The sequence below is a fragment of the Paenibacillus artemisiicola genome, from assembly GCF_017652985.1.
Taxonomy (GTDB): domain Bacteria; phylum Bacillota; class Bacilli; order Paenibacillales; family Paenibacillaceae; genus Paenibacillus_Z; species Paenibacillus_Z artemisiicola.
The window spans coordinates 1-16,303 of the sequence record NZ_JAGGDJ010000074.1; the positions used below are offsets into that span (position 1 = coordinate 1).

Genomic DNA, 16,303 nt, shown 5'->3' on the forward strand with positions numbered 1-16,303 from the left:
CGCCGTGACGAGCCGCGCGCCCGGCGCCGGCTCCGTCTGCAGCGCGAACGCGCACGCGTCGCCGAACGCCGACGCGGCGAGCGCCAGCCGCTCGGCCAGTTCATCGAACGGCGGCGGCTCCGGCGCGGCGGCCCCGTCCGTCTCCGCGCCGTCCCCGCGGACGGCCTCCGTCAGCACGAGGACGTTCGCTCCTTGCAGCGCCGGCCACTCCGCGAGCCCCGCGCCTTCGTCCGGCGGCAGCTCGCCGGCCAGCCAGCGGTGCAGCTGCCGGCTGCGATAGGCGGGCGACGCCTCGCGCAGCCGCTGCCGCAGCGCGTCCGACGACGCCTGCGCCTCCCGCTCCGCGGCGAGCTGCGTCTCCAGCCGCTCCAGCAGCGCCTCGACCTTCTCCGCGTCCACCGGCTTCAGCAGGTAATCGTACGCGCCGTGGCGCAGCGCGGTCTGGGCGTACGCGAACAGGTCGTACGCCGACACCATGACGACCTTCGTCGCAATGCCTTCTTCCTCCAGCCGCCGCAGGAAAGCAAGCCCGTCCATGTTCGGCATCTGGATGTCGCTCAGCACCACGTCGGGGCGCGCGTCCCGCACGGCGGCGAGCGCCGCTTCCCCGTCCTTGGCCGTCGCGACGTCCGCGTCCGGCCGCATCGCCCGAAGCATGGCGGCCATTCCTCTCAGATGCCGCGGTTCATCGTCCACGATGAGAATGTTCATACCGTTCTTCCTTCCCTTCTTCGGCCAATCGATTTCTTTATACAGTACTACGTTGCGGAGGCCTTGGGTAGAGGGACGCGGGCATTCCATTAACTGGGTTAATGATCCAGCGCTTCGTGCTCCCGCGCGTCCGCGCTCCGCGTCTTCGCGGGGAGGCGCGCCGAACGCGCCGGGTGCCGACCGCCCATTTTCCTTTGGCAAGAAGGCGGTTTCAGGAGGATATTACCAGTCGCTCCTCGAATCCTTACAACGTTGACCTAGGAGCTGCGAAGCGGCGATGTAGATGAAAATTCAGGATTCCGTATTCAAACTCGTGATGGAGGTGTTTGCAAGTGAGCCAAATGCAAAGATTGACTCCGCTGCTGAAGAGCTTCATGGAGAACGGCGGACCGGCCGGGTGCGCCTGCACCGTCGTACGGCGGGGAGAAGTGTTGTACCGGGAAAGCTTCGGATATGCGGATAAGGAGCAAGCCATAAGCATTCGGCCGGATACCATTTACCGGATTTATTCGATGACCAAAGTGGTCACCTGCGCGGCCGCGCTCATGCTGTACGAAAAAGGACTGTACCTGCTGAACGACCCGCTGGACGAATACTTGCCGGAATTCAAAAATCCGCAGGTGTACCGGCAAGACGGGTCCGCCACTCCCGCGGCGGCTCCGATCCGGGTCAAGGACTTGTTCACGATGTCGTCCGGGCTTACGTACGGCGGCGACGGCACGGAAACCGAAAGGCAAACCCGCAAAATCTTCGAGCAGGGTGTCGCCGCGCTGGAACCGCGGGCGATCTCCAAAGCGCTGGCGGGCATTCCGCTGGCCTTCGATCCCGGCACGCGCTGGCAATACGGGACGAGCCACGATGTCTTGGCCGCCTTGGTCGAAGTGCTGTCCGGGCAACGGTTTGGAGATTATCTGCGGAAGGAAATTTTCGAGCCGCTAGGAATGACCGATACCTCGTTCCGGATCGAGGACGAGAAGCGGCATCGCCTGTGCGTGATGTACGATCGCTCCGAAGACGGGACGCTGACGCCCAATACGCGCATGGACGCCGCTTATCAGCCGGGCAGCCGCCATGAAAGCGGGGGCGGCGGGCTTCTGTCGACGATCGGCGATTACGGCCGGTTCGCGCAGGCGCTGGCGAGAGGGGGCGAATTGGACGGGGTTCGGCTTCTCAGCCCCCAGACCCTTCAATTAATGGCGACCAACCATTTAAATCCGCGGCAGCTCCAAGATTTCGATTGGTCGCAGATGAGCGGATACGGCTACGGGTTAGGGGTGCGCGTCATGATCAATCGGGCGGCCGGCGGCAGCAACGGTCCGATCGGCGAATACGGCTGGGCCGGATTGGCCGGTTCGTGGGTCTTGATCGATCCGGCGGAGGAGCTGTCCGTCGTGTACATGCAGCAGATGCTTCCGAGCCTCGAGCCTTATATCGTCAACCGGCTGCGGGCGGTTGTGTATGGGGCGCTCGCGTAGCGCGCACGGACGTGCCTGTATGGCATGCAAAGAAGCCTCCGTTTCCGCGTTTCGCGAAAACGGAGGCTTCTTGCCGTACGGTGCATGCGACGCGCGCCGCGTCCATGGGATGCGCTTCAATGGGATACGCTTCCGGGGTTCACGCCCCGTCTCCTGCCAGGTCGGCCAACTCCGCCAGCAACGCTTGGTAAGGCTTGGATGCCGCGAGCGTCTTCGTGTAATGCTCCCAGTCCGCCATAGAAAGCTCCCCCAGAATGACCTTGATCTGCGTTTCCTTCAGCTCGGCGTTCAATTCCGCATACTTGCCCGTGCTCCACAGCCCGGAGAAGGCGGGAACGACGGCATCCGCGTAAGAGGTCTTTTGCCATTCCTTGACCGCCGTCTCGTAGGCGCCCCGCGTTTGTTCGGGCACGGACTTCAGCGCGTCGCTGTTCAAGAGGTCCGGCTCGCCGAACAGACTGCGAAGCGCCGCGCGGTCGGTTTGACCGAATCCCTCGATGCCGTCCCACGCTCCCGACTCGTTCTTCGCCAGCCCGCCGTCCAGCCAGCGCAAAATCGTCTTCGGCGCCACGCGCGACATGCGCGTGACGATGTAGGTGTCCGTTACTTCCGTATTCCATGGCGCGATGGGGGCGCCGAGCGAATCGGCCTTAAGGCCCGACAAGGGAATCCATTCCGCCTTGTCGCCCGTCAGCGCCGCGGCGTCGCGCAAGCTTAATGCCGCGAGGCCGGATCGGCCGCCGCGGATGCGGTCGGCGGCTTGTTCCGGCGTCTGGGCGGCGAATTCCTTGTCGATCAGCCCTTCCCGATAAGCGCGCGCAAGCCAGCTCAGCGCCGCGGTCTCCCCGGCGCCGAGCGCATGATCGACGACGCGGCCATTCTGAACGGCGAAGCGCTCGGGACTTCCCGTGAACGCCTGCTCGACCCAGGCGAACGATCCGAGACCGGCCGCGGTCGTATAACCGGTCATCCCGTACGTATCGTTCTTGCCGTTGCCGTCGGGATCCTTCAGGGTGAACTGCCGCAGGGCGGCATACACCTCCTCCATCGTCTTCGGCCGGGCTAAGCCGAGCCGGTCCAGCCAATCCTGCCTGACGGCCGGAAACGGCGCGTCGTGAGGATCTCGCGGCCGCGCGATGCCATAGATCCGGCCGTCGATCGTCCGGCCTCCGGCCGCTTCGGCGGCCAGCGCCTTCAAGCGCGGGAACGCGTTCAGATCCTCCGTGAGATCCATCGCGAAGCTCCGGAGCAGCTCGTCGGAATACGCATAGTTATTTTGCAGCAGCATGACCGAGCCCGTATCGCCGGCGGCGACCATAATGTTGGTCCTCTCCCGGTAAAAGTCGGGTTGAACCAAAGTCAGATTCACGTCGATTCCCATCTGAGACCTAAAGTAGCCGATCAGATTCGCCGGCTGTTCGGTTACGCGGTTATCCGCCCGGGTCGTCAGACTGATCTTCGGGAGCGCCGCCGGGTCTTTGACATAGGCATAGCGGTTCGCGGCGTCCCACGCGACCGTCAGACCAACCGCCTCGGCCGCGGATCGAAGCGGCACCCACAGGACCCCTTCGCCGATATAAGGGGCTGCCGGCAGTTGCAGGGTCTTGTCCCCGAGCTTCGCTTCCCGCCGGCCGGCCCGAAGGAGGAGCGCCGGCTTCCCCGGTCGCTCGGCCGTCAGCGAACCGTCGGCCGCGTCCCAGGCGACGCGGTAACCGATCGCTTCCAGCAGCCTGCGGCCCGAAACCATGATCGTCCCGTTCGCGTTCCGGGACTGCAGCTCGGCGGTATAATCCAGGAAGAGGACGTTCGCGGCCATGGCCGATTGGCTCGCTCCACTCGTCTCCTGCTTGATCAAGGCCGCATTCGGCGCGGCGGACTCCGCGGCGGCGGGGCAGGCGGCGGCCAGCCCGCCGAGCGAGGCGGAAGCGAGGGTGGCGATGATCGCTTTTCGATAATTCACAACAGCCATCCTTCCATAATAGGGAATATCATGTAGACGCTGGCAGGTCTTGAAAAGTTTCGCTCCCTCTCGCAGCGGTACGCCGAAAAGCCGCCGGGACGAGCCCCGCGGCCTGCTTGCCTTTATTAAACCGTACGAAAGGTTAACCGCCGAAAAGGCGGATGGCGTAATCTTCCGAAGGGCCGCGCGGACCCGGCAGAACGGCGCTTAAGGCGCGACGCGGATCGTCTCCTCGCCGCCCGCCCACCGGAGCACGAGCGTAACCGGCACGCTGCCGCGCACGGTAATCGCCGGCTTCTCCCCGGCCGACCGCCGCGCTTGGCACGACAGCTCGAGCACGCCCTCGGGCCCGAACGGGTACCGGTCGACGCCGTGCTCCTCGAGCAGGCGCACGTCCCAGACGAGCCGTCCCTCGGCGGCGTCGGCGCGCAGGCCGAACACGTACTCGAGCAGCACCGCGATCGGCGCGAGCCCGCTCCAGCCGACGAAGTCCGGCTTCGCCGGCACGCCCTGCGCGATCGACTCCGGCGCGTAGTTTTCCCAGATCGTGCCCGTCCGCCGGAGCACGTCCGCGACATGGCCGACGTGGCCGCGCGCGATCTCGTGCGCCAGCGCGTCGCGGCCGTGGCCGCTCAAGCCGCGCAGCACCATGTAGTTCGTCGGCATCCAGACGCCGCCGCGCCAATAATCCCCTTGCGGCTGGTAGTTCGGATCGTCGGCGGACAGCGACGGAATCCGGTGCGGCCGGTTGAACTCGGACGGATTCTCCAGATGCGCCGCGAAGCGGGCCAGCCGCGCGTTCGGCACGGCGCCGGCGATGAGCGCCCAGTAGGCGCCGATCGACTTCATGCCGAGCCGCCCGCCGTCCGGCTTCAGATCGTGATAGAACGCGGTCTCCTCGTCCCACAGCTTCTCGTCGACGAAGCGGGCGAGCCGCTCCGACTCCGCCGCGAAATCGCGCACGTCCTCCGCCCGGCCGAGCAGGCCGGCCATGAGCAGCACGAGCCGCGCCGACAGCAGCTGCTGCAGGCACGCGTCGACCCAGACGAGATGGCCGTGGTAGAACTCGTCGGCCTGGTACGGCAGCTCCGCCGGCATCCGCGGCTGGTTGTCCATGCCGGCGCCCCAGCCGGAGGACCAATAGCCGCCGTCCGGCCACGTCCGGTACGCCCGCAGCCAGCGGTGGTACGCCGCGAGCACGGGGAAGACGCGCGCGAGCCGGTCCAGATCGCCGGAGGCCTGGAAATATTCCCATTCCGCCCAGGCCAGCACGTTCGGCCCGGTGCTCGCGGGATCGTGCCGGTGGAACCGGTCGGCGCCGTCGCCCGTGCCGATCTGGCGGCAGATGAAGCCGTCGGGATGCTGCTTGGCGTACAGGTTGTCGAGCGTGCGCTGGAAGGCGAACGCGCGCCGGCCGTACTTCGCGAACATCATGATGAAGCAGGAATCCCACATGAACAGGCAGTCGTTGAACGCCGTATCGATATAATTGGCGGGAAAGCCGCTGCCTTCGGCGGGCGCGCGGAGGTTGCCGAACGCCAGCTCCCACGCCTTCCAGTAGCTCGCGATCTCCGCCTCGTGGCCGTCCCACCTCGGCGACGGCAGCCGGTCCCGCGCGCCGTCGAACGCCGGAAGCGCGGCGGCGTCGGCCGCCATGCCCCGGAACGCGTTCTCCCGCACGAGCGGATTCGGCACGTACGTGCTGTAATAGCGGTCCTTCTGCACGCTCTGGAACTCCCGTTCCTCGACCTTCGGGCGAATGCCCGGCGCGTTATTCGCCGTCATGGCCGCCTCCCGTCTCCGCGCTTGCCGCCGATTCGGACTCCGCGGCCGATCCGGCTTCCGACTCGCGCGCAGCTCTCGCGGCCGCCCCGGCCTCTGCCGAAGCTTCGGTCTCGGCAGCCGATCCGGCTTCCGCCGCCGCGTTCCCGCCGGCGCCGCCCTCCGGCGCGAGCGCGATCGTCTCCTCGCCGCCGTCCCAGCGCACGATCAGCGTCAGCGCGACGTTCGACCGCGCCTCGATCCGCGGCCGCTCCGTCCGCGAGCCGCGGGCGGCGCACGCCAGGTCGAGCACGCCTTCGGCGCCGAACGGATACCGCGCCACGCCGTGCGCCTCCAGCAGCCGCACGTCCCACGCGAGCCGCGAAGCCGGCGCGTCCGGCCGCAGCCCGAAGCGGTACTCGAACAGCACGGCGATCGGCGCGAGGCCGCCCCAGCCGACGAAGTCCGGCTTCGCCGGCTTGCCGGGCGCGGCCTGCTCGGGCGCGTAATTTTCCCAGATCGTGCCCGTCTCGGCGTACACGTCCGTCACCTGATCCAGGTGATTGGCCGCGATCTCTTCCGCGAGCGCCTCGAAGCCGGCCGCGCGCAGCCCGCCCAGCACCATGTAGTTCGTCGGCATCCAGACGGCGCCGACCCAATAGTCCCCTTCCGGCCGGTACGCGGGATGATCCGCCGACAAGGACGGCACCCGGTGCGGCCGGTTGAACGCGCCCGGATCGGACAGATGCGCGACGAACCGCTCCAACCGGCGCGCCGGCACGATATCGGCCAGCAGCGCCCAGTACGCCCCGATGTTCTTGACGCCGGTCAGCGTCCCGTCCGGGAGCATGTCGTAATAGAACGCCGTCTCCTCGTCCCATAGCCGGTCGTTGATAAGCGCCGTCAGCTTCTCGGCTTCTTCGGCCACGTCCGCGACCTCCGCCTCCCGGCCGAGCACGCCGGCCATGGCGACCAGCAGCTTCGCGGCGTAGACCTGGAAGATGCAGCTGTCGCACCAGACCAGATGGCCGTGGAAGAAATAATCCTTGTCCTTGTCCGCGTTGTTCGGAATGCGCGGCAAATTGTCCGCGGCGCCCGACCAGCCGTTGGCCCAATACGTGCCGTCCGGCCACGTGCGATACGCCTTCAGCCAGCGGTGGTACGCGACGAGCGCCGGGAATACGTTCGCCAGGCGCTCCGTATCCGACGACATCCGGAAGTATTCCCATTCGGTCCACGGCATCAGGTTCGGCCCCGTGCTCGACGGATCGAAGCGGTGGAACACGTCGGTGCCGTCCGTCTGGCGGATCTGCCGGCAGATGAAGCCGTCCGGATGCTGCTTGGCGTAGAAATTGTCCAGCGTCCGCTGGAAATCGAACGCCCGGCGCCCGTACATCCCGTACAGCAGGATGAAGCTGCTGTCGTACATGAACAGATCGTTGTTGAACGCCGTGTCGATGTAGTTCGCGGGGAAGCCGTTGCGCGCGTTCGCCTTGCGCAGATGGCCGAAGGCCAGCTCCCACGCCTTCCAGTAGAGGCCGAGCTCGGTCTCGCGCCCTTCCCAATGCGGGCGGGGCAGCCGCTCCGCCGCTTCCGCGTAGGACGGCAGCGCCCGCTCCTCCGGCGGCATCCCGACGAATCCGTTCTCCCGGACGAGTCCGCTCTTCACGTACATGTCGTAATAACTCATCGGCGCGCGGCGGAAAGAGTCCTTCCACGCGGGCAGCGCTTGGTCCGCGGCTGCCGGTTCGTGCCCGTTCGTCATGCGCTCGCTCTCCTTCCTTCGTGCCCTAGAGCACGTACGTTTGTCCGTCCGCGGGCCATTCGACCTCGCCCCGGAAGACGTCCTTCGCGGCCGCGACGCAGGATTCCGCCCGGCTCGACAGGGCATGCACGAGCAGCAGCTTCGCGACGCCCGCCGCCTCCGCGATCCGCCCCGCGTCGATCGCGCCCGCGTGCATGTACGCGTTGTTCGCCGGGTCCGCGGCGACCGGTCCGAGCGCCGATTCGTGCACGAGCAGGGCGCTGCCCCGCGCATGCTCGGCGATCGGCGGATGGTAGGCCGTATCGCCCGTGAACGTGAACGTTTTGCCCGAACGCCGGTCCATGAACCGGTAGCACAGCCCCTGCACGGGATGGACCGTGGCGCAGGTCTCGAGCCGGAACGCCGCTTCCTCGTAGCCGTCTCCCGGCAGGAGCGGAATGAGCGTCGGCACGTCGTCCTTCCCGTAGTACCGTTCCGGGTGCAGGAAGCTGATGGCCCGCTTGACGATCAGCTCCAGATCCTCCGCCGGCCCGACGATCTTGAGCTCCCGCAGCGGCTTGCCGCGCATCAGCCAGTAATAGAGCAGCGACGGCAGCGCCATGTAATGGTCATGGTGAAAATGCGTAAAAAACACGTACTCCAGCTCCAGCGGCTCGATGCCGCGGTTCCGCAGATTCGCGACCGCCGTCCAGCCGGTATCAACCAGATAGCGGCCGTTGATCAAGAACGTCGGCGATTCGCCGCCGACCTCCGGTATGGCGCCCGACGTGCCCAGGAACGTAATCGTCGTGCGATGCTCCCCCGGCTGCTCCTGCGCCGCCCGATCTTTCTCGCGTTGTTCCATCGCCATGCTCCTCCTCCGTTCTTAGATCGCGAGCCGCATCAGATCGTGCGCGACCTGAACGTCGCCCGCGTGCCCCGCCGAGACGATCCGCTTCAGTTCGTCCGCCCGCAGGTCCCACTCGTGGTGAATGTGCGTGATCAGCAGGTTCGCGATGCCCTGCTCCTTCACGAAGGCGTTCAGCTTCTCCGGATGGATGTGGCCGAACTCGTGGATGACGAGGTCCGCGTCCGGCAGCGCGCGGACGATGTCGCCGGACGACAGCACGTCGCCGCTCACGACGATCTTCTTGCCGTCGAGATGCAGCACCATGCCGTAGGCGACCGGCGCGATCTCATGGCCGTGGCGCTCGTCGATCTTGCGCCAGTTCTCGTTATTCAGGTGCATCGTCTGGAAAAATTCGATGCGCAGGCCGTCGCGCTCGAACACGAACGACTCGTCGTATTCGTGCGATTCCAGCTGGAACGGGTAGATGTCCTGCGGGATGATGAACATCCGCTGCAGCTGGCCGACCTTGCGGACCGTGCCCGCCGGGCCGTAGATCGGGAGCGTCTCCGGCTTGTAGGTCAGCTGCAAATCCTGGATCAGCATCGGCAGGCCGCTCGCGTGGTCGGGATGCCAGTGGGTCAGGAAGACGGCGTCGATGGCCTTGGGGTCCTCCCCCATCTTCTTCAGCAGCATGCTCGCGGGGCAGCCGCAATCGATCAAGTACAGGCGGCCGTTGCGCTTGATGGCCATGCTGCAGTGGTGGCGATTAGCCGTCGATACGCCGGCGCTCGTGCCGAGAAACAAGAGTTCGGTCATGTGTACACCTCATCGGAATGTCGTTATTCTTTCACGCTGCCGAGCACGATGCCGTGCACGAAATACTTCTGGAGAAACGGGTAGACGATCAGAATCGGGAACGTGGCGACGAAGATCTGCGCCGCGGCGTTCGTCCGGTCGGACACGAGCTTCAGCATGTCGATGTCCTGCGGCGTCAGGAACCGCATGTCGCGCTGGATGACGACGGTCTGCAGGAAGCTCTGCAGCGGATAATGCGACGGGTCGTTCATGTAGATCAGGCCGTCGAACCAGCTGTTCCAATGCGACACCACGCAGAAGAGCGTCAGCGTCGCGAGCGCGGGCACCGACAGCGGCAGGTAGATCCGGCGCAGGATCACGAACGGGTTGGCCCCGTCGATCATCGCGGATTCCTCCAGCTCCTTCGGCAGCCCGCGGAAGAAGTTGAGCAGCAGCACCACGTTGTAGACGGGCACCGCCGCCGGGATGACGAGCGACCAGACGGAATCCATCATGCCGGTCATCTTCACCGTCATATAGAGCGGAATGAGTCCGCCGCTGAACAGCATCGTCAGGACGAAGAACCAGACGTAGGCCGTGCGCGGCCTGAATTGCCCGGCTTCCTTCGAGAGCGGATACGCCGCGAGCACCGTGAGGAGCATGTTGACGGACGTGCCGAGCAGCACCCGCTTGACCGAGACGACGAAGGAGGAGAGAAACTCCTGCTTGCTGAGCACGTTCTCGTAGGACGCGAGCGTGAAATCGACCGGCCACAGGCTCACCGCCCCCGCCGCGGCGGCCGAGGACGAGCTGAACGAGAGGGCGAGGATATGGACGAACGGGAAGATGCACAGCAAGGACAACGCCGCGAGAAACGCGTAATTGAAGACGATGAACGTCTTGCGGCTCCAAGACAGTCGGTAGACCACGAGCCTGCCTCCCTTTGCGATTAAAAGATCCGATAGTTGGCATACCGGTAAGCCAGCGCGTACGAGAGCGAGATGAAGAGGAACGACACGACGGACTTGAACAGGCCGACGGCCGTCGCCACGCCGTACTGGTACTGCTCGAGGCCGAGCCGGTACACCAGCGTGTCGATGATATCGCCGCTTTCGTACACTTGCGAATTATAAAGATTGAACACCTGGTCGAAGCCGGCGTTCAGGATTTGCCCGAGACTGAGCGTGGAGAGCAGAATGATGATCGGGACGATGCCCGGCAGCGTCACGTTCAGCGTCTGCTTCCACCGGCCCGCTCCGTCGATCTCCGCCGCCTCGTACAGCGCCGGATTGATGCCGGTCAGCGCCGCCAGGTAGACGATCGTGCCGAAGCCGAATTCCTTCCAGACGTCGGTCGCGACGAGGACGAACGGGAACCAGCGGTTGTCGCCCAGGAAGAAGACCGGCTCGATGCCGAACGACTTCAGCACCTGGTTGACGAGGCCGGAAGACGGCGACAGGATGTCGAGCAGGATGCCGCCGAGAATGATCCAGGATAAGAAATGAGGCAGGTAAATCAGCGTTTGGAACACGCGCTTGAACGCGATTTTGCGGAGCTCGTTCAGGAGCAGCGCCGTGGCAAGCGGCGCGATCAACCCGCAGACCATCTTCATGAACGCGATGAACACGGTATTGTACAGCACCCGGTACGTATCGGGCAGCGACAGGACGAAGTCGAAATTATCCAAGCCGACCCATTTGGAATCGATCATGCCCTTCGCCGGCACGTATTTCTCGAACGCGATCGCCATGCCGGCCATCGGGCCGTAGCAGTAGATCAGCACGAGCGCGACGGCGGGCAGCAGCATCGCGTGGAAGTACCATTCGCGGGCCCATCTTTTGCCGAACACAGACGCACCTCCAAGAATGAAACGAAGGGAAAACGAGACGGTTTCCCTTCGCTCCTCGTTATTCGGTTTGGCAAGCCGGCACGCCGCTTACTTGGCCTGCTTCGCGTACCAGTCGTTGACTTCCTGCGTCATCTGCTCGCCGCCGAGCGAGCTCCACTCGCCGACGAACTTGTCGAAGTCGCCGATCGGCGCTTTGCCGGTGATGATCTTCGTGTACAGCTCCTGCTCCTTCTGGTCGAGGACGGACTTCTTCGACACCATCGTCGGCGTCGGCGCCCCGGTGAAGGAGTCGAACCAGAAGCGGTTGCTCGTCAGGTACTGGTTCATGATGTCGAGCGAGCCGTGCGGTTTGGCCACCATCCAGCTGCTCCAGTTGCCGGCGTTGCCGCCCCAGTACGCTTCGACGTCCTTGTAGTACGCCGAGCCGACGACGCTGTCCGCCACCATCGACGGATCCTTCGCCTCGACCGCCTTCGGCAGCTGGCCGCCCGCTCTGGCCTGGGCGTCCTGCGACATGACGATGATCGGGTTCAGCTTCCAGTACGCGTCGCTCGTCTTGCCTTTGTGGAACCGCTCCGTCTCCGGCGTCGGGAACACGGTGTCGACGTCGATGAACTTGTTCAGCAGCTTGATGGCCGCTTCGGGGTTCTTGCTTTCCTTCGAGACGACGTAGTAGCCGTTGACGCCCGTGCCGACGATGATATTGCCCGAGTTCATGCCGATCTGCGTCATGGCCGGCTGGTCGTCCACGGACGGAAGCGGGTACACTTCCCATTCCTGCGTGACCTTGTTGTCCTTCACGACGGCGCTCGGCAGCGGCCAGCTCGTCGTCCAGAATTGGCCGAACGCGAGGCCGGCCTGGTTGTTCGCGACCAATTCGTTCTCCTTCGTATGGTCCTTCGTGAAGAACTCCGGATCGATCTCGCCCGCCTTGTACATCTCCTGCAGCGCCTGCAGCGCCGTCTTCATCTCCGGCTGGATGCTGCCGTAGACGAGCTTGCCGGAAGCGTCCTTCACCCATGCGCCCGGATAGGCGTGGTAGCCGTTGAACAGGCCCGCGAAGCTGAACGCCTGGTTGTAGATTTCCTTCTGCGCGATGATGCCGTACGAGTCGTTCTTGCCGTTGCCGTCCGGATCGTTCTTCGTGAATCCCTCGATGACCTGAAGCAGATTGTCCATCGTGGTCGGCTCCGGCAGGTTCAGCTTCGTCAGCCAGTCTTTCCGGACGAACAGGAATTGCGCGGAGTTGTACGGGCTGTCCGTGACCGGAATGGCCATCAGCTTGCCGTCGAACTTGGCGGTGTTCAGCTCGGCGCCGCCGTCCGCCGTCATGAACTTCTTCGTGTTCTCGGACGCGTACTGGTCGTAGACGTCCGTCAGGTCGTACACCAGGTCGTTCTCGACGAGCTGCTGCAGCTGCGTCGCGTTGACCTTCATGAGGTCCGGCAGGTCGCCGGACGCGACCGTCAGGTTCACCTTGTCGTCGTACTGCTTGGAATCGACGATCCACTTGTTCTTGATGTTGATGCCGAGCTCCTCGCCGTAGGCGTCGTACACGCTGTTCTTGTCGTAGCTCTGCCCTTCGTCGAACTTCAGGTTCGGGTCGGATTGGCCGACGATCGTGAAATCGATCGGCGTCTCGTATTTGCCCGCGTTGACGGCCGGCGCTTCGTTCGCCGCGTTCGCCGGCGCGTCGGACGCCGCTTCGTTCGTCGCCCCGTTCGCCGCCGTTTGGTTGTTTGCCCCGTTCGCTTCGCTGCCGTTGCCGCCGTTGCTGCCGTTGTTGCCGGAGTCGTCGGACGCGGAGCATGCCGACAGGACCAATGCGCTTGCCATGCAGAAGATGGCCAGCTTGTTCGCGTTCTTCTTGCTTACCATTTCGTACTTCCCCCTCGAAGGCGTTTGAATGCCGGTTCGGATGCGAACCGTACTGCTGAAACCGGGCGACCGAATAAGTGCTGTGCTGCTTTCACCCATAACGATAGACAACTTCCGATCATCCGTCAATCGATTTTGATCAAAAAAATGATCATTAACAATCACTTAATATGGTTTGTGATTGAATCGAGTCTAAACTGCTAAAAATTGGGCATCGCAAATGATACGAGTCAATCGGACGCGTACAAATTATCATTTTCAATCATTTTGGTTGATTTTGATGATCAAAATGATATATTTATATGTACAAGTTGTAAAATTGGTCGCAAACGATCACATCCGATTCATATACGGGAGCGCGCCGAATGAAAAAAAGACATCTCGAAATCATCGACATCTTGAAGCAAAAGCCATACATGACCATCGAGGACCTGTGCCGCGCGCTGGACGTGTCGCCCGCGACGATGCGGCGCGATCTGACGCAGCTCGAAGAATCCGGCGACATCCTGCGGATCAACGGCGGCGCGATGATCAAGCCGCAAGCCGGCGGCGGAACGCAGCCGGACGGCCGCGGGAAGGCCGATCCGTACGAGGACGAGAAGCTCCGCATCGCGCAAGCCGCGGCCTCGCTCGTGAAGGAAGGCGATACGATCTTCGTGGACGCCGGCTCGACGAACCAGCATATCGCCGACCGGCTGGCCGGGAAGACGAACATCACGATCATCACGAACAGCCTCGAGATCGCCTACCGGCTGAATCCGGTCAAAGAGAAGCAGAACCTGTCCGTCATCATCTGCGGCGGCGCGCTCGGCGAGGCGAATCCCGACAGCATCGTCGGGCCCGTCGCCGAAAAAATGATCTCCATGTTCCGCGCCAACCTCGCCTTCATCGGCACGTCGGCGATCGACATCCGGCAGGGCATCACGGACGCTTACCTGGCGTCGGCCCGGATCAAGGAGAACATGATCGAGAACGCCAACAAGGTGTACCTCGTGACCGACCGCAGCAAATTCGGCGTCATCAATACCGCGTTCGTCTGCCCGATCGAGAAGATCGACCATGTCATCACCGATCTGGAAGCGCCGGCGGAAGACATCCGGTATTTGCAAAACCGAGGCATTGCCGTCACGCTCGTGTAGGCCCGGCCCCCGATCCCCCGCAACCGCGCGAAGTTCCGCGCGGTTGCGGTTTTTTTGCGCCGCCGCGCCCGGTCGAGCGGGCGGGAAGGCGGGGCGAGCCGGCTCCGTGACTGGATTTGATCACTTACGCTCAACCTTACCTTCGCTGATTATGTATTATAATCATATAATCAGGTGTATTCTATCGTTTTTTGCTAGAATTGCGTATACGTTTTGTAAAAATGATTGAATTCAGTCAACCTTGATCAGAAATGAAAGCCCCTGCAGCGTCGGCCGCGCAAACGAAAAAAGGCCGCCTGGACACGGCAGCCTTTCGAGAAGCGTTTGATAAGGGACAAATGCGTAGTTAATTGATGAACGGATGCGCGGCTGATGCGGAACGGGCGCGCGGTTGATGCGGAACGGGCGCGCGGTTGATGCGGAACGGGCGCGCGGTTGATGCGACGGATGCGCGCTGCGATTTTCGGATCGGCGGGCGGCCTCGGTTCAGCCCGGGTTAACGCATCGCGCGGGTGCGGTTCCGGGGCTCAGGCTTTCATGAGCTCCTTCTTCCAAAATTCCACGACGGTGTGGCCGGGCAGCTGGACGGACGCCCAGGAATTTTTCGATTTGAATCCGAGCGCATCCAGGGTCGCGATCATGGTCTCCACCTCGGCGTCCGGGATCCGGAGCTCCAGCGACAGCGTATTCTCGATGATTTTCGTTAAGCGATCGGCAGCGGTAATGATCGTTCTCCATCCTTCCAAGATATGGTTTCGGTGTAACGTTCCCCTTGCCTGCCTCTTTTATGCGCCTGGAACCAACCCGCCCCGCAACGTGCATATTCCGCCGCCGTTTCCGCACACTAACCTTTTCCAATCCATTCTGATCCGGGAGCGTGCGGCATGCGGTTCAAAGACGTCTTTTCCATTATCGGTCCCCCCATGATCGGACCGTCCAGTTCGCATACGGCCGGCGCGGCGCGCATCGGACGGGCGGCCCGCCAGCTGTTCGGCCGGCTGCCCGCCCGCGCGGAGGTGCTCTTCTACGGCTCGTTCGCCGCCACGTACGAAGGACACGGCACTTACAGCGCCATCGTCGGCGGGCTGCTGGACATGGCGACCGACGACGTCCGGCTGCCGGAATCGCTCGCGATCGCCGGGCAGGCGGGCATGCGCGTCGGCGTGGACGCGGGCAAAGGGCTGTTCGTCCACCCCAACACCGCCGAGCTGCGGCTGTTCGGCCGCGACGAAGACGAGGAGCCGGCGTTCACGCTCGTCGGCACGTCGATCGGCGGCGGCAACATCGAGATCGTGAACGTCGACGGCTTCAAAACGAGCATGACCGGCCATTACCCGACGCTCGTCGTCCGCAATGCCGACGCCCCCGGCATGATCGCCATCGTGGCGCGGCTGCTGCAGCTGCACGGGATCAACATCGGCACGATGACCGTCGACCGCAAGAGCCGCAGCGGCGAAGCGATGATGGCGCTGGAGACCGACGAGGATTTCCCGCCGACGCTGCGGGAGGAGCTCGCCGCCTATCCCGAAATCCATCGGGTCGACTTCGTGCATCTGACGTAAGGAAGGGACGATCATCCCGCGCAAGGAGGAACGAACGCCATGCAATTTCGAACGCTGCGCGAGCTCGCCGAGCAGGCGGAGGCGCGCGGACTGTCCATCGGGCGGTACATGCTGGAGGAGCAAGCCGCGGAAACCGGGAGGCCGCCCGAAGAAGAATTCGCCCAGATGGCGGCGTATTACGGCATCATGAAGGAGGCCGTCCGGCGCGGCCTGACGCAGGACACGACCTCGCGCAGCGGGCTGACCGGCCGCGACGCCCAGCGGGTCATGGCGTACCGCGACGAAGGCGCGCCCCCGTGGGCGATGCGGGGAGCGGACGGCGCGGCGGAGGCGCCGGGCGGGATGGCGAAAACGGGGACGCCGGGGGCGGAGCCGGGCGAGATGCCGGGGGCGGCGGCGCGGAGGCCGGGCGCCGTGCCGGGCGCTGCACCGGGAGGCGCGCAGGCTCCGGGTCCGGAGGAAATCCCGGACACGCCGGCTGCTCCGGCGGCGCGGAGGCCGGGCGCCGTTCCGGCCGAAGCGGCAGGCGGCGCGGAGGCGCCGAGTCCGGCCGACATGCCGGCCGCGCCGTTCGTTCCC

At 64.3% G+C, this 16,303-nt stretch carries 13 protein-coding genes and 1 pseudogene; 4 read left to right on the forward strand and 10 right to left on the reverse strand.

The window, feature by feature from the left end; genetic code table 11:
* On the reverse strand, positions 1–711 hold a 711-nt coding region (locus I8J29_RS31815; protein ID WP_208851295.1), incomplete at its 3' end, for a response regulator.
* A 341-nt stretch (positions 712–1,052) separates the two neighbouring features.
* Here I8J29_RS31815 and I8J29_RS31820 point away from each other — a divergent pair.
* The gene (locus tag I8J29_RS31820; RefSeq protein ID WP_240546630.1) at positions 1,053–2,186 is read left to right on the forward strand and encodes a serine hydrolase domain-containing protein; all 1,134 of its coding nucleotides are present in this window, start codon (positions 1,053–1,055) and stop codon (positions 2,184–2,186) included.
* Between the two features lie 139 nt (positions 2,187–2,325).
* Here the strand turns inward: I8J29_RS31820 and I8J29_RS31825 are convergent, their stop codons facing one another.
* The 8 genes from I8J29_RS31825 to I8J29_RS31860 form a co-directional block, all read right to left on the reverse strand.
* The gene (locus tag I8J29_RS31825; protein ID WP_208851297.1) at positions 2,326–4,146 is read right to left on the reverse strand and encodes a stalk domain-containing protein; all 1,821 of its coding nucleotides are present in this window, start codon (positions 4,144–4,146) and stop codon (positions 2,326–2,328) included.
* 207 nt (positions 4,147–4,353) lie between these two features.
* Positions 4,354–5,931: an MGH1-like glycoside hydrolase domain-containing protein gene (locus I8J29_RS31830; RefSeq protein ID WP_208851298.1), complete on the reverse strand. Its 1,578-nt coding sequence runs from the start codon at positions 5,929–5,931 to the stop codon at positions 4,354–4,356.
* Positions 5,918–7,672 (reverse strand): MGH1-like glycoside hydrolase domain-containing protein, encoded by a 1,755-nt coding sequence (locus tag I8J29_RS31835; protein ID WP_208851299.1) that lies wholly within the window; start codon positions 7,670–7,672, stop codon positions 5,918–5,920. Before I8J29_RS31835 ends, I8J29_RS31830 begins: the two co-directional genes overlap by 14 nt.
* 25 nt (positions 7,673–7,697) lie before the next feature.
* Positions 7,698–8,516 (reverse strand): MBL fold metallo-hydrolase, encoded by an 819-nt coding sequence (locus I8J29_RS31840; RefSeq protein ID WP_208851300.1) that lies wholly within the window; start codon positions 8,514–8,516, stop codon positions 7,698–7,700.
* A 21-nt stretch (positions 8,517–8,537) separates the two neighbouring features.
* Entirely contained in the window at positions 8,538–9,317 is a 780-nt protein-coding gene (locus I8J29_RS31845; RefSeq protein WP_208851301.1) for an MBL fold metallo-hydrolase, read from the reverse strand.
* A gap of 23 nt (positions 9,318–9,340) precedes the next feature.
* A complete protein-coding gene (locus I8J29_RS31850; protein WP_208851302.1) occupies positions 9,341–10,225 on the reverse strand; it encodes a carbohydrate ABC transporter permease in 885 nt (294 codons plus the stop codon).
* A 20-nt stretch (positions 10,226–10,245) separates the two neighbouring features.
* Entirely contained in the window at positions 10,246–11,145 is a 900-nt protein-coding gene (locus I8J29_RS31855) for an ABC transporter permease (RefSeq protein WP_338113325.1), read from the reverse strand.
* An 87-nt stretch (positions 11,146–11,232) separates the two neighbouring features.
* Positions 11,233–13,023, reverse strand: coding sequence for an extracellular solute-binding protein (locus tag I8J29_RS31860; RefSeq protein ID WP_208851303.1), 1,791 nt, complete (start codon positions 13,021–13,023; stop codon positions 11,233–11,235).
* A 365-nt stretch (positions 13,024–13,388) separates the two neighbouring features.
* Here I8J29_RS31860 and I8J29_RS31865 point away from each other — a divergent pair, with 365 nt between their 5' ends.
* Positions 13,389–14,162, forward strand: coding sequence for a DeoR/GlpR family DNA-binding transcription regulator (locus I8J29_RS31865; RefSeq protein WP_208851304.1), 774 nt, complete (start codon positions 13,389–13,391; stop codon positions 14,160–14,162).
* A 527-nt stretch (positions 14,163–14,689) separates the two neighbouring features.
* Here I8J29_RS31865 and I8J29_RS31870 read toward each other — a convergent pair.
* Entirely contained in the window at positions 14,690–14,908 is a 219-nt protein-coding gene (locus I8J29_RS31870; RefSeq protein ID WP_208851305.1) for a hypothetical protein, read from the reverse strand.
* Between the two features lie 138 nt (positions 14,909–15,046).
* Between I8J29_RS31870 and sdaAB the strand changes: the two genes are divergently transcribed.
* On the forward strand, positions 15,047–15,724 hold the full coding sequence (gene sdaAB, locus I8J29_RS31875; protein WP_208851306.1) for an L-serine ammonia-lyase, iron-sulfur-dependent subunit beta: 678 nt from the start codon (positions 15,047–15,049) through the stop codon (positions 15,722–15,724).
* Between the two features lie 39 nt (positions 15,725–15,763).
* Positions 15,764–16,303, forward strand: a pseudogene (locus I8J29_RS31880) (hypothetical protein); the annotation flags it as partial.